The 24938-nt window shown below is 64.1% G+C and carries 18 protein-coding genes; 5 read left to right on the top strand and 13 right to left on the bottom strand.

Translation table 11 applies throughout. The features are described 5' to 3' along the window. Nucleotides 1–18: 18 nt before the first annotated feature. The gene (locus D5041_RS11035) at nt 19–1125 is read right to left on the bottom strand and encodes an anhydro-N-acetylmuramic acid kinase (protein WP_265284732.1); all 1107 of its coding nucleotides are present in this window, start codon (nt 1123–1125) and stop codon (nt 19–21) included. Nucleotides 1126–1161: 36 nt separating this feature from the next. Continuing rightward, the gene (locus D5041_RS11030; protein ID WP_265284731.1) at nt 1162–2505 is read right to left on the bottom strand and encodes a M23 family metallopeptidase; all 1344 of its coding nucleotides are present in this window, start codon (nt 2503–2505) and stop codon (nt 1162–1164) included. Between the two features lie 192 nt (nt 2506–2697). On the opposite strand from D5041_RS11030, the gene tyrS reads away from it, so the two are divergent. The 3 genes from tyrS (at nt 2698) to D5041_RS11015 (ending at nt 6186) form a co-directional block, all read left to right on the top strand. Further along, nucleotides 2698–3930 (top strand): tyrosine--tRNA ligase, encoded by a 1233-nt coding sequence (tyrS, locus tag D5041_RS11025; protein ID WP_265284730.1) that lies wholly within the window; start codon nt 2698–2700, stop codon nt 3928–3930. A 67-nt stretch (nt 3931–3997) separates the two neighbouring features. Further along, nucleotides 3998–5425: a bifunctional UDP-N-acetylglucosamine diphosphorylase/glucosamine-1-phosphate N-acetyltransferase GlmU gene (glmU, locus tag D5041_RS11020; protein ID WP_265284729.1), complete on the top strand. Its 1428-nt coding sequence runs from the start codon at nt 3998–4000 to the stop codon at nt 5423–5425. Continuing rightward, entirely contained in the window at nt 5422–6186 is a 765-nt protein-coding gene (locus tag D5041_RS11015) for a sensor histidine kinase (RefSeq protein ID WP_265284728.1), read from the top strand. Before glmU ends, D5041_RS11015 begins: the two co-directional genes overlap by 4 nt. A 146-nt stretch (nt 6187–6332) precedes the next feature. On the opposite strand, the gene D5041_RS11010 is transcribed toward D5041_RS11015, so the two are convergent. The 3 genes from D5041_RS11010 to D5041_RS11000 form a co-directional block, all read right to left on the bottom strand. Further along, a complete protein-coding gene (locus D5041_RS11010) occupies nt 6333–7331 on the bottom strand; it encodes a Bug family tripartite tricarboxylate transporter substrate binding protein (RefSeq protein WP_265284727.1) in 999 nt (332 codons plus the stop codon). A gap of 89 nt (nt 7332–7420) precedes the next feature. Beyond that, the gene (locus tag D5041_RS11005) at nt 7421–9766 is read right to left on the bottom strand and encodes an arginine/lysine/ornithine decarboxylase (RefSeq protein ID WP_265284726.1); all 2346 of its coding nucleotides are present in this window, start codon (nt 9764–9766) and stop codon (nt 7421–7423) included. A 159-nt stretch (nt 9767–9925) separates the two neighbouring features. Next, complete coding sequence (locus D5041_RS11000) at nt 9926–10693, bottom strand: tyrosine-protein phosphatase (protein ID WP_010103876.1); 768 nt, start codon at nt 10691–10693, stop codon at nt 9926–9928. Nucleotides 10694–10896: 203 nt separating this feature from the next. Here D5041_RS11000 and D5041_RS10995 point away from each other — a divergent pair, with 203 nt between their 5' ends. Continuing rightward, entirely contained in the window at nt 10897–12432 is a 1536-nt protein-coding gene (locus D5041_RS10995; RefSeq protein WP_265284725.1) for a Wzy polymerase domain-containing protein, read from the top strand. On the opposite strand, the gene D5041_RS10990 is transcribed toward D5041_RS10995, so the two are convergent. Genes D5041_RS10990 through D5041_RS10970 form a run of 5 tightly spaced genes read right to left on the bottom strand, consistent with a single transcriptional unit; the run spans nt 12426 to nt 17860 of the window. Continuing rightward, a complete protein-coding gene (locus D5041_RS10990; protein ID WP_265284724.1) occupies nt 12426–13346 on the bottom strand; it encodes a 2-hydroxyacid dehydrogenase in 921 nt (306 codons plus the stop codon). The two genes, D5041_RS10995 and D5041_RS10990, sit on opposite strands and share 7 nt — an antisense overlap. Before the next feature lie 22 nt (nt 13347–13368). Next, nucleotides 13369–14643, bottom strand: a complete 1275-nt coding sequence (locus D5041_RS10985) for a type II toxin-antitoxin system HipA family toxin (RefSeq protein ID WP_265284723.1) — start codon at nt 14641–14643, stop codon at nt 13369–13371. A gap of 1 nt (nt 14644) precedes the next feature. Continuing rightward, the gene (locus D5041_RS10980) at nt 14645–14935 is read right to left on the bottom strand and encodes a helix-turn-helix domain-containing protein (protein ID WP_010103880.1); all 291 of its coding nucleotides are present in this window, start codon (nt 14933–14935) and stop codon (nt 14645–14647) included. Nucleotides 14936–14984: 49 nt separating this feature from the next. Continuing rightward, nucleotides 14985–17021, bottom strand: coding sequence for an acetyl-CoA carboxylase biotin carboxylase subunit (locus D5041_RS10975; protein WP_265284722.1), 2037 nt, complete (start codon nt 17019–17021; stop codon nt 14985–14987). A 50-nt stretch (nt 17022–17071) separates the two neighbouring features. Beyond that, on the bottom strand, nt 17072–17860 hold the full coding sequence (locus D5041_RS10970; RefSeq protein WP_265281458.1) for an enoyl-CoA hydratase/isomerase family protein: 789 nt from the start codon (nt 17858–17860) through the stop codon (nt 17072–17074). Nucleotides 17861–17966: 106 nt separating this feature from the next. On the opposite strand from D5041_RS10970, the gene D5041_RS10965 reads away from it, so the two are divergent. Next, nucleotides 17967–18710 carry an alpha/beta fold hydrolase gene (locus tag D5041_RS10965; RefSeq protein ID WP_265284721.1) on the top strand — a complete coding sequence of 248 codons (744 nt, stop codon included), beginning with the start codon at nt 17967–17969 and terminating at the stop codon, nt 18708–18710. A gap of 22 nt (nt 18711–18732) precedes the next feature. Here the strand turns inward: D5041_RS10965 and D5041_RS10960 are convergent, their stop codons facing one another. Genes D5041_RS10960 through D5041_RS10950 form a run of 3 tightly spaced genes read right to left on the bottom strand, consistent with a single transcriptional unit; the run spans nt 18733 to nt 24937 of the window. Further along, complete coding sequence (locus tag D5041_RS10960) at nt 18733–19212, bottom strand: type IV pilin protein (protein WP_265257343.1); 480 nt, start codon at nt 19210–19212, stop codon at nt 18733–18735. Next, nucleotides 19209–24239, bottom strand: coding sequence for a pilus assembly protein (locus D5041_RS10955; protein ID WP_265284720.1), 5031 nt, complete (start codon nt 24237–24239; stop codon nt 19209–19211). The genes D5041_RS10960 and D5041_RS10955 overlap by 4 nt, the downstream gene beginning before the upstream one ends. Beyond that, nucleotides 24236–24937, bottom strand: a complete 702-nt coding sequence (locus D5041_RS10950; protein WP_265284719.1) for a pilus assembly PilX family protein — start codon at nt 24935–24937, stop codon at nt 24236–24238. The genes D5041_RS10955 and D5041_RS10950 overlap by 4 nt, the downstream gene beginning before the upstream one ends. Nucleotide 24938 lies beyond the last annotated feature (1 nt).

Genomic DNA, 24938 nt, shown 5'->3' with positions numbered 1-24938 from the left:
GGCGGGGTGCGCGACGGATCAGGCCGGATGCACCGTCCCCAGAACGCGCGCGCCGGCTGCGCCCGTCACGCCGGGCAGGTTGCCCGGTGCACCGCGCAGCGTCTGGCGCGCCAGCCAGGCAAAGGCCGCGGCCTCTACCTGCAGGGCGGGCAGTCCCAGGGCGTCGCTGGCCAGCACCTGGAGCGACGGGCCTGCCGCCACCCGCAGGCGCTCCATCAAATGGGTGTTCAGGGCGCCGCCCCCGCATACGGCGAGGATTTGGCCGGGATAGGCTCTGGCGCTCTGCATGCATGCGCGCGCGGTGAACTCCGTCAACGTGGCCTGAACGTCAACCGCAGCCGCGCCCGCGCAGCAGCGCAGCCGGGCGGAGAGCCAGGCCGGATTGAACAGATCGCGCCCCGTGCTCTTGGGCGGTGGCTGCTGCAGGAAGGGCTCCTGCATCAGCGCGGCCAGCAGCTGCGGCAGCACCTGGCCGCGCGCGGCCCAGGCGCCGTCCCTGTCGAACAGCTCGCCGGTGTGCTGCCGGCACCAGTCGTCCATCAAGGCGTTTCCCGGGCCGCAGTCGAAGCCGATCACGCTGCCGTCCGCCCCGAGCACGCTGAGGTTGGCGATGCCGCCGACGTTCAGCACCAGCACGGTCTCCTGCGCGCGCCCGAAGACGCCCTGGTGGAACGCGGGAACCAGCGGCGCGCCCTGCCCGCCGGCGGCGACGTCACGGCTGCGGAAATCGGCGACCACGGCGATTCCCGTGCGCTCGGCGAGCAGCGCGGGGTTGCCCAGTTGCAGCGTGTAGCCGGTGCCGTCGAACTCCCCGGGGCGGTGCCGCACGGTCTGCCCATGCGCGCCGATCGCGCGGATCGCGCTGGCGGGCTCGCCGCTGCGCTCCAGCAGCGTCCGCACGACCCGGGCATAGGACCGGGACAGCGCATTGCCTGCGAGCGCGGCGCGGTGCAGTTCGTTCTCACCGGGGGTGTTCAGGTCGCGCAGCACGGCGCGCAGTTCGGGTGCGAATGCGGCGCTGGCGTGCTGCGCGACCCGCATGCGCGGGCCGGAGAAATCCGCCAGCACCCCGTCGATGCCGTCGAGCGAGGTGCCCGACATCAGGCCGATGTACAGATCGGACACTGGCGGGCCGGCCCGTTTGCGGTGCGCGCGCAGGAATCAATCGACGCTGGCCTGACCGATCAGGGCCGCAGCCGATAGCTGCACGCGCATATTCGCTGTCAGGCGCGCGAAGGCGGGGCGTGCAGCGGGCGAGACGGGCGCTGCCGCCTCGCTCTGCGCGACGATGGTCATCGGATCCTGGTGCCGGCCGTTCACGCGGAACTCGAAATGCAGGTGCGGACCGGTGGCCCAGCCCGTGGCGCCCACAGCGCCCAGCGTCTGGCCTTGTCTGAGCGCTTGGCCCGTGCGCACGTCGATGCGGCTCAGGTGCGCATAGACCGTGACGTGCTGGTTGCGGTGCTTGACGAAGACCACGTTGCCGTAGCCGTTCTGCACGCCGGCGAACTCCACCGTGCCGTCGCCCACGGTGCGCACGGCCGTGCCGGTGGGCGCGGCGAAATCGGTGCCCAGATGGGCGCGCCAAGTCTTCAGGATGGGATGCAGGCGCATCTTGAAGCCGCTGGTCACGCGCGAGAACTCCACCGGGGAGGTGAGGTAGGCGCGGCGCAGGCTGGTGCCCTCCGGCGTGTAGTACGCGCCCTGGAACCAAACCGCCTGGTGGACCTTGCCGTCGTTCACGAACTCGGCGCTGAGCACGCGGCCGCTGCCCAGCACCTCGCCATCGGCCTCCAGGGTCTCGTACACCACCGAGAAGCGGTCGCCCTTGCGCAGCGAGCGCTGGAAGTCGATGCTGCCCGAGAAGATCTCGGCCAGTTGCACGGCCACGGCGTCCGGGATGCCCGATGCGTCGGTGGCAGCGAACAGCGAGCTGTTCACGACGCCGCCGACGAGGCGGCTGTCGAGCGCCATCTTGGCGTTTTCGACACGCGAGCTGAAGCCATCGCCCGTGCGCTCCACGACCAAGCGGCGGAAGTTGCCGCTGCCGTCGGGCACCCAGCGCGCCGTCAGGCGAATCAGACGGTGGTCGTCGGTGGTCTGCGCCGACACGCTGCGGCCGCTGCGACCCAGCATGTTCTGGTGCACGAACCGGTCACTGCGCAGAAAGGCGGCCGCGGCCGGGTCGGCCACACCCAGGCGCCGCAGCAGGGATTCCGGCGTATCGCTGCTGCGCAGTTGCTCGGAGCGAAACAGCGAGAAGCCGGGGGCTTGCAGCTCGCTGAGCATGCGGTTCTCAGCCAGCGATTCGACGGAATGGCTGAGCATGCGCACCGGCAGTTCGGCCGGATCGGGCGCAAGGGACGCCACGGCGAACGCGCCGCCGCCGCCCGTCAGCAGCAAGGCCGCGACAGCGGCGCCAATGCGTCCGGGATAGCGCTGGATCGTGCGCGACAGTCGGTAGAGAAAAAAAGCGCTGCTGGCGCGGGTCAGGCCGTAAATCAAAGCTGCTATCCCCAGGGTGATCGCGCGAAGCCCCGGCGTTTTCCCGCTGCGGCTACATCAGCTTGGCAGAGCGCACGGGCTTGGGTCAGGGTGAGGGCGGAAACAGCGGGCCCACTTAGAATCCCGCCTTTGCAAAGCAGGCCGGAGTATAGCGGCGACGCAGTCTGTCCGGACATCCCAAAAAACCCCCTTATGCATCCATCAGTCGTTACAACGTCCCCGGTTTCCGAAGCGGTCCGACAGGCCCTGGAAATCTCGCTGCGCGGTGCCCAGGAACTGCTGCCGCAGGACGCCTGGGTCGGGAAGCTGGTGCGCTCCGAGGCCTCGGGCCAGCCGCTGCGCATCAAGCTGGGGCTCGATCCCACGGCGCCGGACATCCACATCGGCCACACGGTGGTACTCAACAAGCTGCGCCAGTTGCAGGACCTGGGTCACCAGGTGATCTTTCTGATCGGCGACTTCACGGGCCTGATCGGCGACCCCTCGGGGCGCAACGACACCCGCCCGCCGCTCACGCCCGGGCAGATCCGGGCGAACGCCGAGACCTACTACCGCCAGGCGAGCCTGGTGCTCGATCCGGCGCGCACCGAGATCCGCTACAACAGCGAATGGAGCGAGCCCCTGGGCGCCGCGGGAATGATCCAGCTCGCCGCCAAGTACACCGTGGCGCGCATGATGGAGCGCGACGATTTCCACAAACGCTTTGCCAGCGGCCAGTCGATTTCGGTGCACGAGTTCCTGTACCCGCTGATGCAGGGCTACGACTCGGTGGCGCTGAAGAGCGATCTGGAGCTCGGCGGCACCGACCAGAAATTCAACCTGCTCATGGGCCGCCATCTGCAGCAGGAGTACGGCCAGGAGCCGCAGTGCGTGCTCACCATGCCGCTGCTCGTCGGGACCGACGGCGTGGAGAAGATGTCGAAGTCGAAAAACAACTACATCGGCATCGCCGAAGACGCCAACACCATGTACGCCAAGGTGTTGTCGATCTCCGACCCGCTGATGTGGAACTGGTACCAACTGCTGTCGTTTCGCTCGCTGACCGAGATCCAGGCGCTCCAGGCCGAGGTCGCGCAGGGCCGCAACCCCAAGGACGCGAAGGTGCTGCTGGCCAAGGAAATCACCACGCGCTTTCACAGCGCGGCGGCGGCGGACGCGGCCGAGCAGGACTTCATGCACCGCAGCCGGGGCGGCGTCCCCGAGCAGATCCCGCAGCTGTCCCTGCCCGGCGCGCCGCTGGGCATTGGCGCCTTGCTCAAGCAGGCCAACTTGGCGCCATCGACCAGCGAGGCGCAGCGCCTGATCGACGGCGGCGGTGTGCGCATCGACGGCAGCGTGGTCAGCGACAAGGGCCTGCGGCTCGGCGCCGGAACCTATGTGCTGCAGGTCGGCAAACGCCGGTTTGCGCGCGTGGTGCTCACGTGAGACACCCCCGGGGTCCATGGCGCATGCGTGCGCTCTGCCCGCGCCGCGCACGGAACCCGGACATTCCATGACCCCGATCGACATCCTCATCCTCGCCGCCGGCAAGGGCACGCGCATGCAAAGCCGCCTGCCCAAGGTGCTGCAGCGCCTGGCCGGGCGCCCGCTGCTGCTGCACGTGCTGGACCAGGCCGTGCAGTTGCAGGCGCGCAGCGCCATCGTCATCACCGGCCACGCTGCGGCGCAGGTCGAGGCCGCCGCCGCAGGCGGTGCGCAGGCCGGCGGCCCGGAGCTGAAGTTCGTGCGCCAGGAACCCCAGCTGGGCACCGGCCACGCCGCGCAGCAGGCCGCGCCGCAGCTGCGCGACGACGCCACGGTGCTCGTGCTCTCGGGCGACGTGCCGCTGACGCACGCCGATACCCTGCGCGCACTGCTCGGCGCCGCAGCAGGCGGCAGGCTGGCGCTGCTGAGCGTGGAGCACCCCGACCCGACGGGCTACGGGCGCATCGTGCGCGGCGCGCAGGGCGCCGTGCAGGGAATCGTCGAACACGGGGACGCGACCGAGGAGCAGCGCGCGATCACCGAGGTGTACAGCGGGATCATGGCCGCTCCCGCGCAGCAGCTGCGCGGCTGGCTCGCGCGCTTGAGCCGCGACAACGCCCAGAGCGAGTACTACCTCACGGACGTCGTGGCGCAGGCCGTGGCCGACGGCGTCCCCGTGGTGGCGCAGCGCATCAGCGACGCGCTGCAGGTGGCCGGTGTGAACAGCCCGCGGCAACTGGCCGATCTGGAGCGCGCGCTGCAACTGCGCCAGGCGCAGGCGCTCATGGAGCAGGGCGTGCGCCTCGCCGACCCCGCGCGCTTCGATCTGCGCGACGACGCCCGCAGCGGCGTGCGCGCCGCGCTGGTCTGCGGGCAGGACGTGGAGATCGACGTGAACTGCGTCTTCGTCGGCCGCGTGGAACTGGGCCCTGGCGTGCAGATCGGCGCGCACTGCTGGATTGCCAATGCGTGCATCGCTGCGCACGCCGTGATCCAGCCCTACACGCACATCGACGGCGAAAACTCCGGCGCCACGGTGGGCGCAGGCGCGCACGTCGGCCCCTTTGCCCGCCTGCGCCCGGGCACCCGACTGGGCCGCGCGGTGCATATCGGCAACTTCGTGGAAGTGAAGAACAGCAGCCTGGCCGACGGCGCCAAGGCAAACCACCTGGCGTATCTGGGGGACGCCACGGTGGGCGAGCGCGTGAACTACGGCGCCGGCAGCATCACCGCGAACTACGACGGCGCGAACAAGCACCGCACCGTGATCGAGGCGGACGTGCACGTCGGCAGCAACTGCGTGCTCGTGGCCCCCGTGACCATTGGCGCCGGGGGCACCGTGGGCGCGGGCAGCAACATCACCAAAAACACCGCCGCCGGCGCGCTCAGCGTGGCGCGCGGCCGGCAGATCAGCATTCCCGGCTGGGCCCGCCCTGCCAAGCGCCCGAAACCATGACGCAGGCCGACGCCGCGCAGCAGCTGGCCGAGATGGCCGCGGCGCAGGAGGAGCTCCTGCGCGCCGTCGCGCACGACCTGCGCGCGCCGCTGCGGCATGTCGGCGCCTACGGCGCGCTGGTGCGCGAGTCGCTGTGCGAACTGCCCCCCGACACGCTGAACGCCCCCGGGACGCAGGAGGCCCTGGGCCTTCTCTCCAGCCTGGAGCAGTCCGCCCGGCGCATGGGACGGATGATCGACGGCCTGCAAGCCCTGCTGTGCGCCAGCCGCGCCCCGCTGCGCGCCGAGCCCATCCCCTTGGCCCGGGCCGTGGCCCAGGCGCGTGCCACGCTCGCGTCCGCCGAGGCCGGCCGCACCGTGCAGTGGCGCGTGGGGGCGCAGCTGCCCACCCTGCGCGCCGATTCGGCGCTGCTGCAGGAACTGCTGGTGCAACTGCTGGGCAATGCCCTCAAGTTCACGCGCCAGAGCGCGCAGCCCTGCATCAGCGTGCACGCCGACGAGGCCGCAGCCGCGGGCCAGGCGGCGTTCACGGTGCAGGACAACGGCGCGGGCTTTGACCCCGCGCACGCGGCGCAGCTGTTCGGCCTGTTCCAGCGCCTGCACCGCGAGAGCGAGTTTGACGGCGTGGGTGCGGGGCTGGCGCTGTGCCGTGCGATTGCCCGGCGGCATTCCGGGACGATCACGGCCAGCGCGGTCCCCGGGGGCGGTTGCACGGTGCGGCTGGAGTGGCCCGCCGCTGCGGCCACGGAATCCTGCGCCTGAGCCGCGGGCCGATCTGTTGCACCGGTTGCTCAAGACGCCGCGCCGGCCGGCATCCGGACCGCAACGACGGCCCTTGGCTGAAAACGCGATCTACCGCTCTCTTGCCCGGCACGTCATCCAAGGACTTTGCGCCATGGGCAGACGACTTAGTCCGGCCTGACCTTGGCGCGCAGCAGCACCCTCTTCCAGCGCGCCTGCTCGGCCGCGATGAACTGCGCAAACTGTGCGGGCGTGCCGCCGATGGCCTCTGCGGCGTCGCCCTGCAGGCGCTCGAGCGCGGCGGGTGCCTTGACGGCCTTCATGGTTTCTGCGGCCAACCGGTCGAGCTGCGCCGGGGGCTGGCTGGCGGGGACCAGCATGCCGTACCACTGGGTCATTTCAAAGCCGGGAAAGCCTTGCTCGGCCACGCTCGCCACGTTGGGCAACTGCGCCAGGCGCTGCGCGGCGCCGCTGGCGATGCAGCGCAGCTTGCCCGAGCGGATGAAGGGCAGCATCGCTGCCGCGCCCACGGCCGCTGCGTCGAGGCGGCCCGCGAGCAGGTCGGTGAGCATCGGGCCGGTGCCACGGTACGGCACGTGCAGCATGAACAGCCCGGCGCTCATCTTCAGATATTCAAACGCCAGGTGCCCCGCGCTGCCGTTGCCTGCCGAGCCGTAGCTGAGCCGGCCCGGGTTTTTGCGCACGTGCGCGACGAACTCGCGCAGGTCGTTTACCGGCAGATCGGGGTGCACCACGTACAGGCTGGGCACCTTGGCCAGCAGGCTCACGGGCTTGAAGTCCTTGTTCGCGTCGTAGGGCAGCTTGTCGAAGATGAAGGGGTTCACCGCCAACGTGCCGATATGGCCCAGGATCAGCGTGTGCTGATCGTCGGCGCGCGCCACTTCGGCCATTGCGATGTTGCCGGCAGCGCCCGGCTTGTTGTCCACGAAAACGCTCTGGCCCAGGGTCTTGCCCAACTCGACGGCGGTGGAGCGGGCGACGATTTCGGAGCTTCCACCCGGCGCAAAGGGAACGACGAAGCGCAGCGCCTTGGCGGGCCACGCGGCCTGCGCCGATGCGGCAGGCAGCAGGCCGCCGAGCGCCAGCGCGCTGCCGGCGCCGAGCCAATGGCGGCGGCCGGGGTGGCCGAGGTGGTTTGCAGGCATGGAGTGCTTTCCGCCGGAGCGTGCATCCGGCATGCAGGTGGAGGGGGCGCAATGCTATCAGCAGCGCTGGCGCTGGCAAGGCGGGTGGCTCAGACCCTGCGCCTGCGCCGGGGGCTGCCGCCCGGTGGCTCGGGGCTGCCGTAGGCTCTTTCGGGGATGAGCACGCAGTCGGCGCAGTAGCGCAGTTGGCCGCTCTCGTCCTCCACCTCGACCAGGCCGTGGATGTCGGTCTCGAAGCCGGGGCAGAGTTGCGCGAACTCGCGCGCGAAGCACAGGTAATCGACGATCTTGCGATTGAACACCTCGCCCGGGATCAGCAGCGGGATGCCCGGCGGGTACGGCGTGACCAGACCCACGGTGATGCGGCCCTCGAGATGGTCGATCTCCACGCGCTCGGTCTGGCGGTGCGCGATGTGCGCGTAGGCGTCCGAGGGCTTCATCGCGGGCGTGAGGTCCGACAGATACATCTCGGTCGTCAGGCGCGCAATGTCGTACTTGGCGTACATCTGGTGCACGTGCTGGCACAGGTCCTTCAGTCCCATGCGCTCGTAGCATTTGTGCTGCTGGCAGAACTCGGGGAGGATGCGCCACATCGGCTGGTTCTTCTCGTAGTCGTCCTTGAACTGCTGCAGCGCGCTCAGCAGCGTGTTCCAGCGGCCCTTGGTGATGCCGATGGTGAACATGATGAAGAAGCTGTACAGGCCGGTCTTCTCCACCACCACGCCGTGCTCTGCAAGGTACTTGGTGACGATGGACGCGGGGATCCCGCTGCGGTCGAACCTGCCGTCCAGACTCAGCCCCGGGGTGACGATGGTGGACTTGATCGGGTCGAGCATGTTGAAGCCGTCGGCCAGCTGGCCAAAGCCGTGCCACTTGCTGGCGCTCCTGCTGCGGCTCGTGGCGTCGCTGCGGATGATCCAGTCTTGCGCGGAGCCTATGCCCTCTTCGACCAGCTTCTCGGGCCCCCAGACCTTGAACCACCAGTCCTTCTTGCCAAACTCGGCTTCGACCTGGCGCATGGCGCGGCGGAAGTCGAGCGCCTCCAGAATGCTCTCCTCCACCAGCGCGGTGCCGCCGGGCGGCTCCATCATCGCCGCGGCCACGTCGCAGCTGGCGATGATGCTGTACTGCGGGCTGGTGCTGGTGTGCATCAGGTAGGCTTCGTTGAACAGGTGCCGGTCGAGTTTGACGAGCTGCGAGTCCTGCACCAGCACATGGCTGGCCTGGCTGATTCCGGCGAGCAGCTTGTGGATCGACTGCGTGGCGTAGGTCACCGAATGCCGGGGCCGCAAGCGCTTCTTGCCCATGGCGTGGTAGCTGCCGTAGAACGGATGGAAGGCCGCGTGCGGCAGCCAGGCTTCGTCGAAATGCAGGTTCTCCACGTAGCCGTCGAGCATGCGCTTGATGGTCTCGGTGTTGTACAGGACGCCGTCGTAGGTGGACTGCGTGAGCGTCAGCACGCGCGGCCGGACCTGGCTCGCGTCCACGCCCTGCAGCAGCGGGTTGGCCGCTATCTTGGCCAAAATCGTTGCCGGCTCGAACTCACTTTGCGGGATCGGGCCGATGATGCCAAAGTGGTTGCGCGTGGGCTTGAGGAACACCGGCACCGCGCCGGTCATGATGATGCTGTGCAGGACCGACTTGTGGCAATTGCGGTCCACCACCACCACGTCGCCGGGCGCCACGGTGTGGTGCCAGACCATCTTGTTCGAGGTGGACGAGCCGTTGGTCACGAAGAAGCAGTGGTCGGCGTTGAAGATGCGCGCGGCGTTGCGCTCGCTCTCGCCGATGGCGCCGGTGTGGTCGAGCAGTTGCCCGAGTTCTTCCACGGCGTTGCAGACGTCGGCGCGCAGCATGTTTTCGCCGTAGAACTGGTGGTACATCTGGCCCACGGGGCTCTTCAGGAACGCCACCCCGCCCGAATGCCCGGGGCAGTGCCAGCTGTACGAGCCGTCTTCCGCGTAGTCGAGCAGCGCCTTGAAGAACGGCGGCTGCACGCTTTCCAGATAGCTCCTGGCCTCGCGCACGATGTGCCGCGCGACGAATTCGGGCGTGTCCTCGAACATGTGGATGAAGCCGTGCAGCTCGCGCAGGATGTCGTTCGGCAGGTGGCGGCTGGTCTTGGTCTCGCCGTGCACGTAGATGGGCACTTCGGCGTTCTTGCGCCGCACTTCACCGATGAAGCTGCGCAGGCTCAGCACGATCGGATCGAGCCCTTCGCCCTGCGTGAACTCCTCGTCGTCTATGGACAGGATGAACGCGCTGGCGCGGCTCTGCTGCTGCGCGAACTGCGACAGGTCGCCATAGCTGGTGACCCCGAGCACCTCGAAGCCCTCGGCCTCCATGGCCTGCGCCAGCGCGCGAATGCCCAGGCCGGAGCTGTTTTCGGAACGGTAGTCCTCATCGATGATGACGATGGGAAAGCGAAACTTCATGCACAGCCTCCGTGCGGGCATGCCCTGCCCGGCGAAAAAACGAAACAGGGCTGAAGTGTAGGGAGCCCGGGCTTGGCCGGCCTTTGAACTGCCACCGCTGCGTCCCGGATTGTGGTGCTTTGGAGACGGTCAACCGCGGTGCGCCGCCACCCTGGCGCATCACGGCGCCCGCAGATAGCGTCCGGCGAGCTCTCTTTGCGCGGCCGAATCGACCCCCAGCGCATCCGCCAGATACGCCGCAACGCCGCCAAAGTCCTGGTCCACGCGGTGCAGCGCGGCGTTCAGAAACTCCTCCTGCACGCGCCAGAGAACGGCCAGCACTTCCTCGGAGGTGTGGCTGCCAACGCCCTTGGGGCGGCGGTAGAGCGCGTTGGTGAGCAGGTAGTCCTGCATCACCAGGTCGCGCGCAACGCCCAGGGCCAGCAGGATGAGGGCGGCGGCAAAGCCGGTGCGGTCCTTGCCTGCGGTGCAGTGGAACACCAGGGGCGTCTGGCGCTCGTCGAGCAGCAGGCGAAACAGCGCGGCAAAGCGCGGGGCGCTGTCGTGCACGAAGCCGCGGTAGGTTTCCTGCATCAGGCCCACGGCGTCTTGCGCGCTGAGCTGCCGGCCGCTGCGTTGCAGTTCGAGCGCGCGCTGCACCACGGTGGGTTCGATGGCCAGCGGGTGGTACGCGACCCCGGGGAATGCGTAGGCAGACGCGGCGCTCTCAGCCTGGCCGCGAAAGTCCACCGCGCGGGCCACGCCCAGCGTGGCGAGCAGGGCCCGGTCTTGCGCGGTGAGGTCTGCCAGGTGGTCTGAACGGAACAGGCAGCGCCATTTCACCACCCGCCCGCCATGGCCCGGGTAGCCGCCGAGATCGCGAAAGTTGCTGGCGCCGGCGAAGGGAAGGGTGCGGGTGTTTTTTGCAGATTCTTCATCAATTCGCATGCGACTTTCTGTCCCGCTGCCTGCGGCACAGCCCGGTTTTTCAAAGCGATTGGCCTTGTGCTGAAGGACCGCACATTGTATGAGCAGCCGCTTGCGCAAACGCCCCCGGCGCGCGCCCAATGTCTGCTCCGTTGTCACCGTGGCGTCTATGATCCGCGGTGCCCGCACCCGCTTTTTTCCGCTCCGACATGCTTTCCTCCGCCATGCGCACGCCGCTGAGATTGCTGGCGCTGGCATGGCCCTTTCTGTTTTGCTTTACCCGGCCGCCGAGCACCAATTTCTGGCCGCTGCTCGCCGCCTGGGGCTGCGCCGCGGTGCTGCTGGCCCTGGCGGACGCGCGCGGGCGGGCGGCGTCCGGCACAGCGCCGTGGTGCGTCGTTTCCGCCAGGGAGTTGGCTGCCGGGCTGCTGTGCGCCGCGCTCGCGGCGAGCGCCATCGGGCTGCTGCAGTACTTTCTGGGAGACCCGGAAATTGCCGGGGTGCAGCCGTCGAGTCCCGGGCAGGCCATCGGCAATCTGCGCCAGCGCAATCAGCAGGCCTCGCTCATCAGCCTGGGCGCACTCGCCGTGCTGTGGCTCTTCGAACAGGCGCCAAGCACCGGCGCTGCGCCAGGAAAACCGCGCACACAGTGGCTGCCCGCCGGGCTCAGCGCTGCCGCGCTGGCGCTGCTGGCCGCCGCCAGCGCTGCCACCGCGTCGCGCACCGGGGCGCTGCAATGGCTGCTCGTGGTGGCCATGGCGGCGCTCTGGCCGGTCGCAGGGGAGCGCAGGTCCCGGGACCTGGCGCTCGCGGCGCTGGTATTCCATGGCCTGGCCGCGTGGGCCCTGCCGGTTGTCCTGCAGGCCTGGACCGGGGTCGTCGCAGAGGATCTGTTCACGCGCTTCGCCGCCGGGTCCGCCGATTGCAACAGCCGCGCCGTGCTCTGGAGCAACGTGCTGCACCTGATCGCGCAAAAGCCCTGGACCGGATGGGGCTGGGGCGAACTGGACTACGCGCACTACGTCACCCTGTTCCCGGGGGAGCGCTTCTGCGCGCTGCTGGACAATGCCCACAACCTGCCCCTGCATCTGGCCGTGGAACTGGGGCTGCCCGCCGCCGCGCTGTTTTGCGCGGCGCTGCTCGTCTGGCTGCTGCGCAGCAAACCCTGGAGCGAGCGCGACCCCGGCCGGCAACTGGCCTGGGGCGTCCTGGCGCTCGTCGGCTTGCACAGCCTGCTGGAATTTCCCCTGTGGTATGGGCCCTTCCAACTGGTCACATGGCTGGCCCTGATGTTGCTGTGCCGCTGGCCGCTGCCGTGCGGGGCCGCTGCTTCGGTCCTGCGGCTGGGCGCCGCCCTGGCGACGGGGGCCGCAGTGGCGCTGGGCGCGTACGCCGGGTGGGACTTCTACCGCGTCAGCCAGCTCTACATGCCCCTGGACGAGCGCGCGCCCTCCTTGCGCAACGACACCGTGCGCAAGGTCGGCACGACGCCGTTTTTCACGGACCAAGTCGATTTTGCGCTGCTGCCGAACGTCCGGCCCACGCAGGACAACGCGGGGCAGGTGTTTGCAGTCGCCAACAAGCTGCTGCACTTCTCCCCCGAGCCCCGCGTGATCGAACCGCTGATCGAAAGTGCCATCTTGCTCGGGCGAGATGACGACGCGGCCTTTCACATGCAGCGCTACCGGGCGGCCTACCCGGCAGACTACGCGCGCTGGCTGGAGGCTCGCGAGCGCACGGCGCCGCTTCGGGCTCAGTAGCCCTGCGCCGGGTCCAGCATCCCGGCCACGGACTCGCCCCGCTGAAGTGCCGCGATCTTGCGCGCAATCTGGGCAATGCTTTCCTCGCGCAGCGTGCGCGCCGCGATATGCGGCGTGGCGGTGATCGCGGGATGGGTTCGGAACGCATGGCCGGCGGGCAGCGGCTCGGTGCGGAACACGTCGAGCGTGGCGCCGGCGACGTGACCGCTGTCGATCAGCGCCAGCAGATCCTCGTCGACCAGGTGCGCGCCGCGCGCGGCGTTGATCACGTAAGCGCCGGGCAGCAGCCGCGAGAGCGTCCCGCGGTGCAGGATTGCCTGCGTGGCGGGAGTCAGCGGCAGCAGGTTCACCAGCACGCGGCTGCACGCCAGAAAGGCGTCGAGGGCCCCGGCCCCGCTGAAACTGCGCACGCCGGCCAGGGCCTTGGGCGAGAGGCTCCAGCCGTTGACCGGAAACTCGAAATGCGCCAGGGCCTGGGCCACGCGCGCGCCCAGCACCCCCAGACCCATGACGCCGACCGGGAAATCGCTGCGCTGGCGCGGCCCGTGGCAGTCCCAGCGCCCGGCCCGCGTATCGGCCGCGCAGGCATCGAGCGCGCGGAAATGGCGGATCACCGCATGGCACACGTACTCGGCCATCTGCACGGCCATTCCCGCATCGTCCAAGCGCACCACGCGCGCGGCGCGCGGCAGACGCAACGGGAGCAGGGCGTCCACCCCCGCGCCGATGTTGAACAGGACCTCGAGGCCCGGCTGCTCGTCCATGAAGCGCTGGGGCGGCTCCCAAACCACGGCGTAGTCGGCCTGCGGCGCGCCGGGTTGCCACAGGCTGACGTCGGCGCCGGGCAGTGCAGCGGCCAAGCCTTGCAGCCAGGGCCCGGACTCGGTGTTGGCGCAGCAAAAGGTGATTTTCATGGGATTCCAGCCTGCCATTCATCTAGGGAGAAACACGATCTTGTCCTGAATCACCGTCAGAATCCGGTGGCACGCCAAATATACCTTGCATCAGCGCTATCTCCGCACCACCAATGCCAAAACGACGCGCCACCTGAGGCCACTTTTTCACCCCGTCAACGACTTCGCCGATGATCTCTTCTGCGCGCGCCGGTTTCAACCCATACCATTCAGCGGTAAGCAACACCGTATCCAGGCTCGGCCGGTTATCACCATCGTCAACGGCAAGAACATGCTCGCTCTTGTCCGGGTTCGGATTGACGTCAAATGCTGGTGCAAGTGCCCAACCACCGGGCCGAAGAAGGAATCCGTGGTTCCGAAGATGATCGTCCCTGTTTGCCACTGCAACGTTGAATGCCACGCGCCGGAACAGTTGCCCAAGCCCTTCCTCGATCAGATGCGCAGCGCCATGCGTTTGCAGAAAATGGGCCATCTCCAAATAGCTGGAGCCTTCGCTTTGCTCCTTTCTGAGCAGCGTCATCGCGGATGAATAGAAGACCCGCTGGTTTGCATTCCGATCAAACCGCTTTACACAGAATGCATGGTGATCGCCGCCGAGCCGGACAGTCTTTGCTTGCGGGACATGAATACCCACGTTCTGCGCCAACGAATGCACGACACCTTCCCATGCACCGACGTCGAGGCTGTCGTCCCGCGCAGGAAACTTTGCGATCCATAACGAACCATCCAGTTCCCGGAAATTCGCCTTTGGCCGCGCGCCTCCAAGCGAGGAACCGGGAGCTACCAGCACGGACAACCATTGCCGCAGCGCATTCAAGTCATCAATCCGCTTATTTGCAAGCTCATATGCGACGGCCTGCAACGCACGAAGGCTGGTGACAGGAGGTGCTGCCAATGGGTGCACGGACGCAAAAGTGTTCTCCCCCTCGCGCCGAAATCTCAAAGCGCCTTGCCGTGTTTCATCTTGAACGCCAACCAGATAGTCCCATGCGTACAAATTGCGCACGGGCCTTTTGGCATCCCTTGCTTCCAGCATTTCACGGCGTTTCATCAACGTCTGCCCCCAGCGGTCCGGTGAGGAATCAAGAAATATGCCGAAGCTACCCGTCTCCGGTTTCGGAAAGAATGGCGCCGCATCCAGCGTCAGGTCCGGATCGAGAGCAAAGCAAACCGGATTTTTCAGCCAGGCATTGGCGTAGGAGAACCAGACCTGCCCACGATCATGGAATAGTGTTCCCACACGTTGCGGCGCTGCCACGAGATCAGCATCCAGCCACACTTCCATCTTGTCCGGCATATTATTTCCCCTTGGCTCGCTTGCGTGCCGGAACCCCCAAATCCTGCAATCTGCGCCCAAGGCGATCATCGGCCGCGAGGGCGTCCATGTCGCCCTCCAAATTGAGAACGACCAAGATCCTCAGATAGACGCCAAGAGAAACCGCTGGCGAACCCTGCTCTGCCCGGCCAAGCGTCATTCTGGAGATACCAACCCTTTCGGCAACCAACTCCGCCGTATAGCCCCGGCGCAACCGGGCAAGCCGGAGACGCTCGCCGAAATCGGCAAGCAGCTTCTTCTCGGCGGGGAACATGGGCAGTGGCTTGCTTGGCATAACGCCACACATTTTGGACGATTTTCGTTTATTTGTCCATCATGTGTGGCGTTATTCTGGGCTCTGCGCTCAGCCTGAGCAACTCCGCCCCTTCGCTGACCTGATCGCCAGGTGCGTAGAGCAGTTCCTGCACCACGCCGTCCAGGGGGGCGACGATCAAGTGCTCCATCTTCATGGCCTCCAGCACCGCCAGCGGCTGGCCCTGGCGCACCTTGTCGCCGGCCCTTACGGCGAACGACAGCAGCTTGCCCGGCATCGGGGCCGTGAGGCGCCCGGCGGGCGCCTCCACTTCGCCCGCGTGGGCCAGCAGGTCGATGGCCACGATCCGCGTGGCGCCCAGCGGGGTGAATACATGCTCGACCTCGCCCTGCGTGTATACGGCGGCGTGCGTGCGCAGGCCGGCAAATTGCAGATCGATGCCCTGCGCCGCCGGGCCAAAGACCAGCGGCCCGGCCTGCTGCGCCGCGCCCTCGCCTACGGTCAGATGCCAGTTGGCGCCGCGCCCATAGGTCAGCCAGGCTGTCGCGCGCGCGTCGCCGAACGCAAACTCGAAGCGGCGCCGCAGCAGGCCGTGGCTGCAGAAACCATCGCGGCGGCTGAACGGGTCCGCGCCTTCGCTCGCCCGCTCGCGCAGCAGGGTCTGCGCCACGGCGGCGGCTGCGGCCAAGGGCAGGCCCAGGTCCTCGCGCTGGAACAGCGCCGCCTGCTCGCGCGCGATCAGGGTCGTATCGAGGCGGGCGCTGGCAAACGAGTCGCTGCGGGCCAAGCGGCGCAGAAACTGCACGTTGCTGTCCAGGCCCACGATGTGCGTGCGGGCCAGCGCCTCGTCGAGCCGCGCCAGCGCCTGCGCACGGGTGGCGCCGTGCACGATGAGTTTGGCCAGCAGGGGGTCGTAGAACGGGCTGATCGCATCGCCCTGGCGCACGCCGGAATCGACGCGCACCGCGCCGTGCTCGAAGGCCGTGCCCTCGGGCAGGCCGCAGACCGCGAGCGTGCCCGTGGCGGGCAAGAAATCCTTTTCCGGGTTTTCCGCACAGATGCGCGCCTCGATCGCATGGCCGTTGATCCGGAGTTGCTCCTGCGTCAAAGGCAGCGGCTCGCCGCAGGCCACGCGCAGCTGCCATTCCACGAGGTCCTGCCCGGTAATGGCTTCGGTCACGGGATGCTCCACCTGCAGGCGGGTGTTCATCTCCATGAAGAAGAAGTCCAGCGTGCCGTCCGCGCGTTGCTCGGCGATGAACTCCACCGTGCCGGCGCCCACATAGTTCACCGCGCGGGCAGCGGCCACGGCGGCCTGCCCCATCCGGGCACGCAGTTCCGGCGCCATGCCGGGCGCAGGGGCCTCTTCGAGCAGTTTCTGGTAGCGGCGCTGCACCGAGCAGTCGCGCTCGAACAGATGCACGCAGTTGCCGTGGCTGTCGCCAAACACCTGGATCTCGATGTGGCGCGGGCGCTGCAGGTACTTCTCGATGAGCACGGCGTCGTCGCCAAAGCTGTTGCGGGCTTCGCGCCGGCAGGCGTCGAGCGCCGCGGCGAAATCCTGGGCCCTGTCCACCGTGCGCATCCCCTTGCCGCCGCCGCCCGCGCTGGCCTTGATGAGCACGGGGTAGCCGATGCGGTCGGCCTCGGCCCGGAGCAGCGCCGGGTCCTGGTCGGCGCCGTGGTAGCCGGGAACCAGCGGCACGCCGGCCTTTTCCATGCGTTGCTTGGAGCCGGCCTTGAACCCCATGTCCCGGATCGCCGAAGGGGGCGGACCGATGAAGACCAGCCCCGCATCGGCGCAGGCTTGGGCGAAGCCTGCGTTCTCGCTCAGAAAGCCGTAGCCGGGGTGTATGGCTTGCGCGCCCGTGGCCTGCGCGGCTTCGATGATGCGCTGCGCGCGCAGATAGCTTTCGCCGGGGGCGCTGCCGCCAATGTGCAGCGCCTCGTCGCAGGCTGCCACGTGCCGGGCGTGCGCGTCGGCGTCGGAATACACCGCGACCGTCTTCACCCCCATGCGGCGCGCAGTGGCCGCCACGCGGCAGGCAATTTCACCGCGGTTTGCAATCAGTATCTTCTGGAACATGCCATGCCTTCTGCCGGAGCGCGTTCATGGGCGACGGGCAAGAACAGGCATCAGGTCCGCAGCCAGGCAGGCTGGCGCTTGTTCAGAAAGGACTGCACGCCCTCCCGGCCCTCGCCGCTGGCCCGGATATCGGCAATGCCCTGCACCGTGGTCGCTATCAGGCGGGCGTCGATCTCGCGCCCGCAGACGTCGCGCAGCAGCTTCTTGCAAGCGCGCACGGCGTCGGGGCCGGTGCCGCGCAGCGCCGCGAGCAGTTCGTCGACCTTGGCGTCGAGCGCCTCGGCGCGCACCACCTCGTGCACGAAGCCGATGCGCAGGGCCTCGGCCGCGCCAAAGCGCTCGGCCGTGAGAAAGTAGCGCTGTGCCACCCGCGCGCCCATGGCGCGCACCACGTAGGGGCTGATGGTCGCGGGGATGAGCCCGAGCTTCACCTCGCTCAGGCAAAAGCCCGCCGTATCCACCGCCACCGCCATGTCGCACGCGGCCACCAGCCCCATTCCGCCGGCGTACACGTCGCCCTGCACGCGGGCGATCGTCGGCTTGGGGCATTCGTGCATCACGCGCAGCATCTCGGCGAGCTTGGCGGCGTCCTGCAGATTCTCCTCGCGCGTGTAGTCGGCCATGCGGCGCATCCAGTTCAGATCGGCGCCGGCGCAGAACGCGGGGCCCTGCGCGGCCAGCACCACGGCGCGCACGTCGGCACGCGCCCCGGCCTCGGCAAAGGCCGCAGTGAGCGCGGCGATGGCTTCCTCGCTGAACGCATTGCGGACTTCCGGCCGCGCGAGCGTGATGCGCAGCACGGCGTTTTCATGGCTGATTTGCAGGTGTTTGCTGCTCATGCTGGGGTCCGGCCATGCGGCCTGGATATCAAAGGTCCGGCATTATGCTGCCCACCCGCCCAGTCCTGCGCCGACCCCGGCCAAGGCCTGATGAGAAAGGAACACGATGCGAAACGATATCCCCCTGGTGATGGTGCACGGCCTGTTCGGACCGCTGCACTGCTTCAACTTGACGGCCCGCATGCCGGAGATCACGGTGCTGACCCCGGATCTGCTCGGCTATGGCAGCCGGGAACCGCAGGCGCAACTGAGCCTGGCGGCGCAGGCCGACGAAGTGGTGCGCATTGTGCGCGCCCTGGGACCGAAGCCCTGCCATTTGCTCGGCCACAGCGTGGGCTGGGCGGTGGTGGTGCTCGCAGCGGCACGCGCCCCCGATTTGGTGAAGAGCATCGTCAGCGCAGAAGGCAACTTCACGCTGGACGACGCCTTCATGTGCCGCCGCATCGCCCCGCTCGGCGCAGACGAATGGGCCAACGAACTGCAACGCATCCAGAGCGATCCAGCGGCTTGGCTATCCCGGAGCGGCATCGCCGCCACCGCCGAGCGGCTGCAAATGGCGCATTGCATCCTGCACAACCAGCCAGCCGCTACGCTGCAGGCCATGGCACGCGCGGTGGTAGAGGAAACCGCCGAACCTGGCTACCTGCAAACCGTGCGCCAACTCATGGCGCGCGGTATTGCCGTCCATCTTCTGGCCGGCAGCCGATCCGCAGCGAGCTGGAACGTGCCCGCGTGGGTTCGGCAAGGCGCGCGCAGCGACACGGTGCTGCCCGGCTGCGGCCACATGATGATGCTGGAGGAGCCGGACAGGTTTTGTCATTCCCTGCTGCGCTCGTGCTTTGCTCAATGAGTTGGGCCGTGGCCACCCATCGTCACTTCCAGCAAGCCTCCATGGCAGCCGATTTGTCGGCAAATCCGGAGTAATTCTTCAGATCTTTTCTCCCCAGATGATCGATGGAAAAATCTCCGCAGCGATCATTGGCCATCACAGAGCCCGCTAGCCGATCAGCCTTTACAGAATATTCGTCACGCTTAATGGAAGTATCCAGGGAAATTTTGTAAACCGGGCTACCCTGACCAGGAACTGGAGAAACACTGAAGCGGGAGGGAAACTGTGATGGATCACTCACGGCCACGCCGGCACTATTTTCATCGTAGCGAAAGTTCTCCGTATAAAACCGCTCCATCCATTGCTGGGCACTGATCAGGATGGTCTTGGCTTCGGCACGCCTGGACTTGGCAATATACTCCCTGTATGAGGGATAGGCCACGGCGGCCAATATGGCGATGATCGCCGTGACGATCATCACCTCGATCAGCGTAAAACCACGCTGCGTCCGCTTATGGTTCATTGATCTGTCCTCAAGCCGGGGATTTCCCGCCATTGCAAGCGGGGCGCAGTGCTGGTGCACAGAACAGCGTCAACGCTGCGCCCGGTGACTCTTTTTGCGCGTTGACCGGGCCCGCAGACAGGGGCCTCTTGCTTGGTGCACTTAGTGCCCACGCAAGTGCAGCCGGATTCTCCGGCCGTACAAGCCTTGGTCGTGGTTTTGAAAGGTTTTTTGGTTCGGTCAGCGACCACACGCACCTTTTGATCGCTAATGTCATTGGCTGCAACCAGCACATCGAGGTTGGACACCATGATGCTGCCCTGAATATTGCGTTCAGCCCGACCAGAAATCGGATCCACGGTATAGAGCGATGATTCGGGGGTTGAAGAACAGTCACTGCTGGCAGCCCCCTTCGGACGAACCGTCACAAAGGTCATGACCCCCGCGTCCAGAGAAGGGTCTGACAAAACCGCCTCCGCAGAGCCTGGCAAATCCATATACCATCCATCGTGGGTAGACCAATTCAAAGTGGTATCGGTCTTGATGGTGACTACGCCATCAGCGTTTCGGGTGTAGCTTCGGGCCGCCAAGGTTTTGATCCCGACGGGCCGAGCGCGTCCCCCCGGCGGGATTCCCAGGCCGGGTCGATCCCAAATACCATAAACCCGCTGCACCACGCCAGTCCTGGGAAAATCTCCGGTTTCAAATGCATTGCCAGTGGCAAAATTGACCATTAATCCGCCCTTTCCCATAAACAAAAGTTGTGGTGCCGTGCTAATCGGCAAAGGTGTCACGTTGCCGGCAGTGTCGACATAGGTGGCAGTGTACAAGGGTTGCGCGGTGGTTCCCGTTTTAAATGCAGAATCCCATTTGGCCGGACTCTTGTCTGCGAGATTGAATTTCCAGACATTGCCTTTCATATCACCTGCATAGGCAACGTCCGCTGTGCCATCGCCGTCAATATCTTCCCAGCGGGGCGCTGACAGTCCATTATCGGGACCGGCATCCACCACAATTTTCTTGTAGCGCCCCGTCCAACTGCCTCCACTGGGGCCATCCACATAAAGAATGAACAACACCGCTTTACCCGTTTGGGATTTATTTCCATTGCCCAGAAGCAGGGCATATTTTCCATTATTCATTTTGGCAACCGGCAGCGCTTGACTGGACGCAGGATGAATCGACACATCACCTGTAATATATCCCAGATCCTCATCGTCATCCGAGGTGAATTGCCACTTGAATATCTTGGAAGCATTGGACTCCGTCAAATCGGCAACCACAGTGGTATCCAAAGCAAAAATACCCTTGCCGCCACGTCCCAAGGTGCCGAAGACATAGGTTTTCCAATCGGCTTCCACTTTGACGTCGGCAGAAAAAGGACTCCCGTCCACATAGGGCCAAACCGTTCCCACAGGTTTTTTTTCATCGCCTGTGACAAAATTCTTTCCACCCAATTTTGTACGCGCACCAGTGCCCCGCTGCAATGGTATCTCCGCCAGTCGGTTGGCCAATACGCCTGGCACATAGGCAAAAACTTCAGCGCCTGTGTCCGAATTGAACGCGTGCAGCATGCCGTCGTTTGCGGCTACCCAAAGCAGTTTGACGCGCTCTTTATGGTCTCCGAAAAACTTGGCATAACCATCTGCCCCAATACCAGCCAGGGTAGAACCGGGACTGCCCTGGACCCAGGGTGCTCCATTCACCACCGGACCGATAAAACCGCCATCACGTTTGCGCAAACCGCTGATCTCTTCCTTTGTTTTATCTCCACGCATATAATCTAGCACCACCTCTGCATTCGCTTCCGACAATTTATTGGTGCTGTCTGTCGTCATCTGTTTTTTATATGCCGCAGGCAAAGATGCCCAGCGGAACTTCACGCCTGCAGACGAACCATTTCCATTGTTGGTAATAATTGATCTATTTTTTCCCGAATCAGTACTGACGCGGGTATCGAGCAATTTCTCCGCCTCCCAGGCGACCGAACTACTGAATTCACCTTCAGAATCAACCTTATAGGCATCCACGGTACCTGACACGGTAGTACTATCAAATTTCACCACATATTTATAGTCATTCCCTGTCAATTGCACTGATGCAACGGCGGGGGCAGCACTCGATGTTTTGGCGACTACATTCAGCGCCTTGTGCAACTGCGCTTCGAGTAACTCCGGGCGTCGCGCAAGAAAATAACCGTCCGGAATACCATCCGAACCATCGTTTCCATCTGCTTTGATACTGTCCCAGTCCAACTGGGTGGAAGGCATGTCCACGGTGCTGTAGGTGCCATCGGCACTTTTGACACTGGACTTGAACGATCCATATTTTCCGGCGTACCAGAGTGGATCCTTGATGAGGGCATCCGCTTCACCAATCATATGGAATGTTTCGTCGTGCAAATAATCCATATTCTTTACTGAGCACTCATTAGCAATGCGACCATATAAATTATCAAACACGGGATCTCCTGTGGTGCCATCACCAGTAACATTACACACGGTCTTCTCGTACGTCACAGTGGTGCCAGCGAGTGTCTTGTTGCGATAATTAGTATCACCACACAAATACTGAGTCACTGGTGGCATATTGGATAGTATCCCTCCGCCATGTTGATGCGTCAGATATCGGCCATTAGCGCTGGTGTGGCTACCATCCCGCTTCTGAACTCCGACGATGCTGAAACCATGCGTTCCCGAGCGACCACCGCACACATTGGGAATATCTGTCCGAATCCTGATGTCCCAACCAGAAGGTGAACTCTTATTTCTGATCAAATCATACCGGATGAAACCCGTGATATCCATGTCGTAGTCAGCAGCCGCAAATATGTCGTTCCAAGTCACGATAAACGCACCATAGAGCGGACCGGAACTGATCGATACAAAGCTCAAGGGTGAGTTTGGTACGCCGGAGTCTTGAACACTTTCAGGCGTGATGGAGACATATTTTTTTGGGCTGGCAGGGGTAAGAGGCGCAGGGGGGGGAGGGGCATCAAGGTCAGCGGGAACAGGAACATCAATGCGCGGCGCCCCACCCGCGAGGGAAGCCGTCATTGTCCTGACCTTCAGCGCATTTTCGACTGTGTTCAGATCTGCGGGAGGGGCGGACAGTGTGCGAATCGGCTTGGTATTGCCGTAGAGCGCTGCCCCCGCAATATGGTAGGAACCTCTCACGGCCGGGGCTTCAGGGCAAATGCCTCTCGCCTCCGAAAGACGATTAATTTGTTTGGCAGAACACGATTTATCATCGTTCCCGGGAACAGAGCCTACGGAGCGGGCGGTGCCAGTGATACCCTCTGCATCACCTATTTTGTTGACGAAGGAGTCAAGACCCGCTTGAGATCCGGGCAGAGTTCCGAATGGAGCGCCCGCCCTCTCATCATAACTGAGCGTGCTGGAAGAAATCGCCAATATATTCAGCGGACGGCAAACTGCATTGCCGTATTTTGCCTTTCGCGCAGGCGAATCCGCGAGTGGATCACTCCATTCGGGAAGCGGCATGCCGACGCTGCTGTCGTTGGGATTGGTAGCGCTGGATGGATTGGTAGATGGTTTGATGTTGGCATAATACTGCAATGCTTGAACAAGCATTTCACCCATGGGGTTGAGCCAGGCCGCATCACTGCTGTAGCCAGTTGGGGCGGGCGCGCGACTATAAAGAAGCATGGAATCAAATGCCTTGATCACGCCAACACCTGTAACTCGACCATCCGGCAAAGTCGTGCAACCAGAGCCAGGGCTGTGGCAAAAAACACCGGTCGTACGGTTCATCTCATCCTCCAGATCACCCATGTTTTTCCGCAATGCCCCTGCTGCCCCTACCACCTGGAGATTATTATTCAGAAGGTCATGGTAGTTGTTATAACCAACATAACCCTGGTGGTAGTTGTCATAACTTCCAGTGATCAACCCAAACTCTGCCCGGGTCGCTTCTCCAATGGCCTTGGGGTAGCCAAATTCCTGAAGCAATCCATAGGGTTTGAAATTAGTCGTAGAGTTAGGTGGAAATGCCTGGCATCGCTCTTCTCCCAATAAATTGGGATCACAAACCTTGACCCGAACATTCAAATCAGGACCGGTACCTGAATAAACAGCGCCATCCGTGGACCTTAGCGGGATGCTTATTTCATGATTGACCCCTCCGTTCCCCGTTTCTGTAGAGGAGTAAAATCGCGCAAGTTTAGGACCAAAAGTCCCAAGTTGCTGCTTGACGCCAGTCCCAAAATTATAATCCTCACGCCATCGGCATGCTATCCACTCTACGGTAGACCAGAATCGTACATTTCCCTTGACCAAGCGCATGATGGGCTGCGATCTCTGGGCCGCTGTGTTCGAAGCCTCATCCCGCGTGCCAGTGATGCAAATACTCAGCCCTGCGTATGCGTTGGCGTTGGGCCCTGCTGCCTTGGTAAGACTTGCCTCACTGAACGGAGTGTATTCTCCAATATCTTTTCCATTGTAGTATTTGACAAATGAGTGCGCGTCCCAAGTTAATCTGGATCCCATTAAAACAGTAGAATCTTTGACATCTACGTCACGATAACCACCGTACAGCATTTTGCGGACAGTATCCAACCGGGTCATTGTTACCCAATTAAGAAAATTGCCACTCCAATAGGATTTTCCAGATGGGCAACTGTATTTTGTCGAAGTCACCGTGCCGACAGTTTTTGTGGTTTGGGTGGCCATGACGCTTGGATTGAATTGTCCGGTTGTATTGTCATAAGAATAGCATTTGATTGAATCAAAATATCCATAATACTCAAAAGTCGGCTTGAAGGTGGTATCAACCACGCCATCATCATCAAGATCTTCAAAATCGGTATAAATGGGACCAAAAAGCAGATGGTCCTTGGATGCCGTCAACATCAGCATGGGTATGTTGGCCGTACTGACGATGTTTGGCGGTATTGTATTTCTCGGTGCAGAGACATCCAAAGGCCCTGCCGACAGATTCACCGTGCTGAACAGCGCGGCAAGCAGCAAACCTGATTTCATATAATCATATATCTTCATGACATGCTCCTGACACTTCTCGACCATCATGGAAAAAACACTGCCTGCAGAACCACCTGGGTTCTCTGCGAATAACCGAAACCCCGGGCCGTGACCCGATACATGGTGGACCACTGGTTGGCTTTCTCGTTCGTCGAAGTCACGCGGGTTTCCTCAAAATTCATTCGTATCTGTTTGCGTCTGAATACTTCGATCAGGTATTCCGGCTGTTTGGCCACGCCGGGGATGGGAGGAACGCCGGTATATGTTCCCAAAGGAACACCTCCCGTGAACGAGGAACAGCGGGCGAGGTTCGCTGAATCTGGTTTTGCATTCGGACCATCATTCCACTTCCCCCCTTTGCTCTTTGGCCACCAAGGCTCCGCATTGCCCGCCGTCTTCCAATCGCTTTTCGCATAATCGGCATCAGCCATAAAACAAAGGCCCTGCTTGCAATCCGCATTGAAATCATTGGGGTTCAGGCCATTGGTATTCGTCGGAGATGCATAGCGCTGGCACAATGCTTTGTCCATCTTGGCCCCCAATGATGCAGTGTCTATGTCCCGCTCAGCGTCCCGCAGGGCTGATTCTGCTGCCTGCTTGGCGGCTTCCTGGTCCATCTGATTGCGCGCCATACCTTCCGCAAGCATTGATTGCCGGGCTGTCCAGACGCTGATTCCGGTGATCGCAACCAGAAATAGCAATACGACCACCAGTGCCACGCCATGCGCTCGCTGTTTTGCTGTCATA

This window comes from Verminephrobacter aporrectodeae subsp. tuberculatae (assembly GCF_026127385.1).
GTDB classification, from domain to species: Bacteria; Pseudomonadota; Gammaproteobacteria; order Burkholderiales; family Burkholderiaceae_C; genus Acidovorax; species Acidovorax aporrectodeae.
The sequence above is the reverse complement of the archived record's forward strand: the minus strand, read 5'-3'. Positions and strand labels throughout refer to the sequence as shown.

Excerpts from the sequence above, each read along its gene's own strand:
- tyrS (WP_265284730.1), top strand. The coding sequence starts at position 2,698 with ATGCATCCATCAGTCGTTACAACGTCCCCGGTTTCCGAAGCGGTCCGA.
- glmU (WP_265284729.1), top strand. The coding sequence starts at position 3,998 with ATGACCCCGATCGACATCCTCATCCTCGCCGCCGGCAAGGGCACGCGC.
- D5041_RS11015 (WP_265284728.1), top strand. The coding sequence starts at position 5,422 with ATGACGCAGGCCGACGCCGCGCAGCAGCTGGCCGAGATGGCCGCGGCG.
- D5041_RS11010 (WP_265284727.1), bottom strand. The coding sequence starts at position 7,331 with ATGCCTGCAAACCACCTCGGCCACCCCGGCCGCCGCCATTGGCTCGGC.
- D5041_RS11005 (WP_265284726.1), bottom strand. The coding sequence starts at position 9,766 with ATGAAGTTTCGCTTTCCCATCGTCATCATCGATGAGGACTACCGTTCC.
- D5041_RS11000 (WP_010103876.1), bottom strand. The coding sequence starts at position 10,693 with ATGCGAATTGATGAAGAATCTGCAAAAAACACCCGCACCCTTCCCTTC.
- D5041_RS10995 (WP_265284725.1), top strand. The coding sequence starts at position 10,897 with ATGCGCACGCCGCTGAGATTGCTGGCGCTGGCATGGCCCTTTCTGTTT.
- D5041_RS10990 (WP_265284724.1), bottom strand. The coding sequence starts at position 13,346 with ATGAAAATCACCTTTTGCTGCGCCAACACCGAGTCCGGGCCCTGGCTG.
- D5041_RS10985 (WP_265284723.1), bottom strand. The coding sequence starts at position 14,643 with ATGCCGGACAAGATGGAAGTGTGGCTGGATGCTGATCTCGTGGCAGCG.
- D5041_RS10980 (WP_010103880.1), bottom strand. The coding sequence starts at position 14,935 with ATGTTCCCCGCCGAGAAGAAGCTGCTTGCCGATTTCGGCGAGCGTCTC.
- D5041_RS10975 (WP_265284722.1), bottom strand. The coding sequence starts at position 17,021 with ATGTTCCAGAAGATACTGATTGCAAACCGCGGTGAAATTGCCTGCCGC.
- D5041_RS10970 (WP_265281458.1), bottom strand. The coding sequence starts at position 17,860 with ATGAGCAGCAAACACCTGCAAATCAGCCATGAAAACGCCGTGCTGCGC.
- D5041_RS10965 (WP_265284721.1), top strand. The coding sequence starts at position 17,967 with ATGCGAAACGATATCCCCCTGGTGATGGTGCACGGCCTGTTCGGACCG.
- D5041_RS10960 (WP_265257343.1), bottom strand. The coding sequence starts at position 19,212 with ATGAACCATAAGCGGACGCAGCGTGGTTTTACGCTGATCGAGGTGATG.
- D5041_RS10955 (WP_265284720.1), bottom strand. The coding sequence starts at position 24,239 with ATGATGGTCGAGAAGTGTCAGGAGCATGTCATGAAGATATATGATTAT.
- D5041_RS10950 (WP_265284719.1), bottom strand. The coding sequence starts at position 24,937 with ATGACAGCAAAACAGCGAGCGCATGGCGTGGCACTGGTGGTCGTATTG.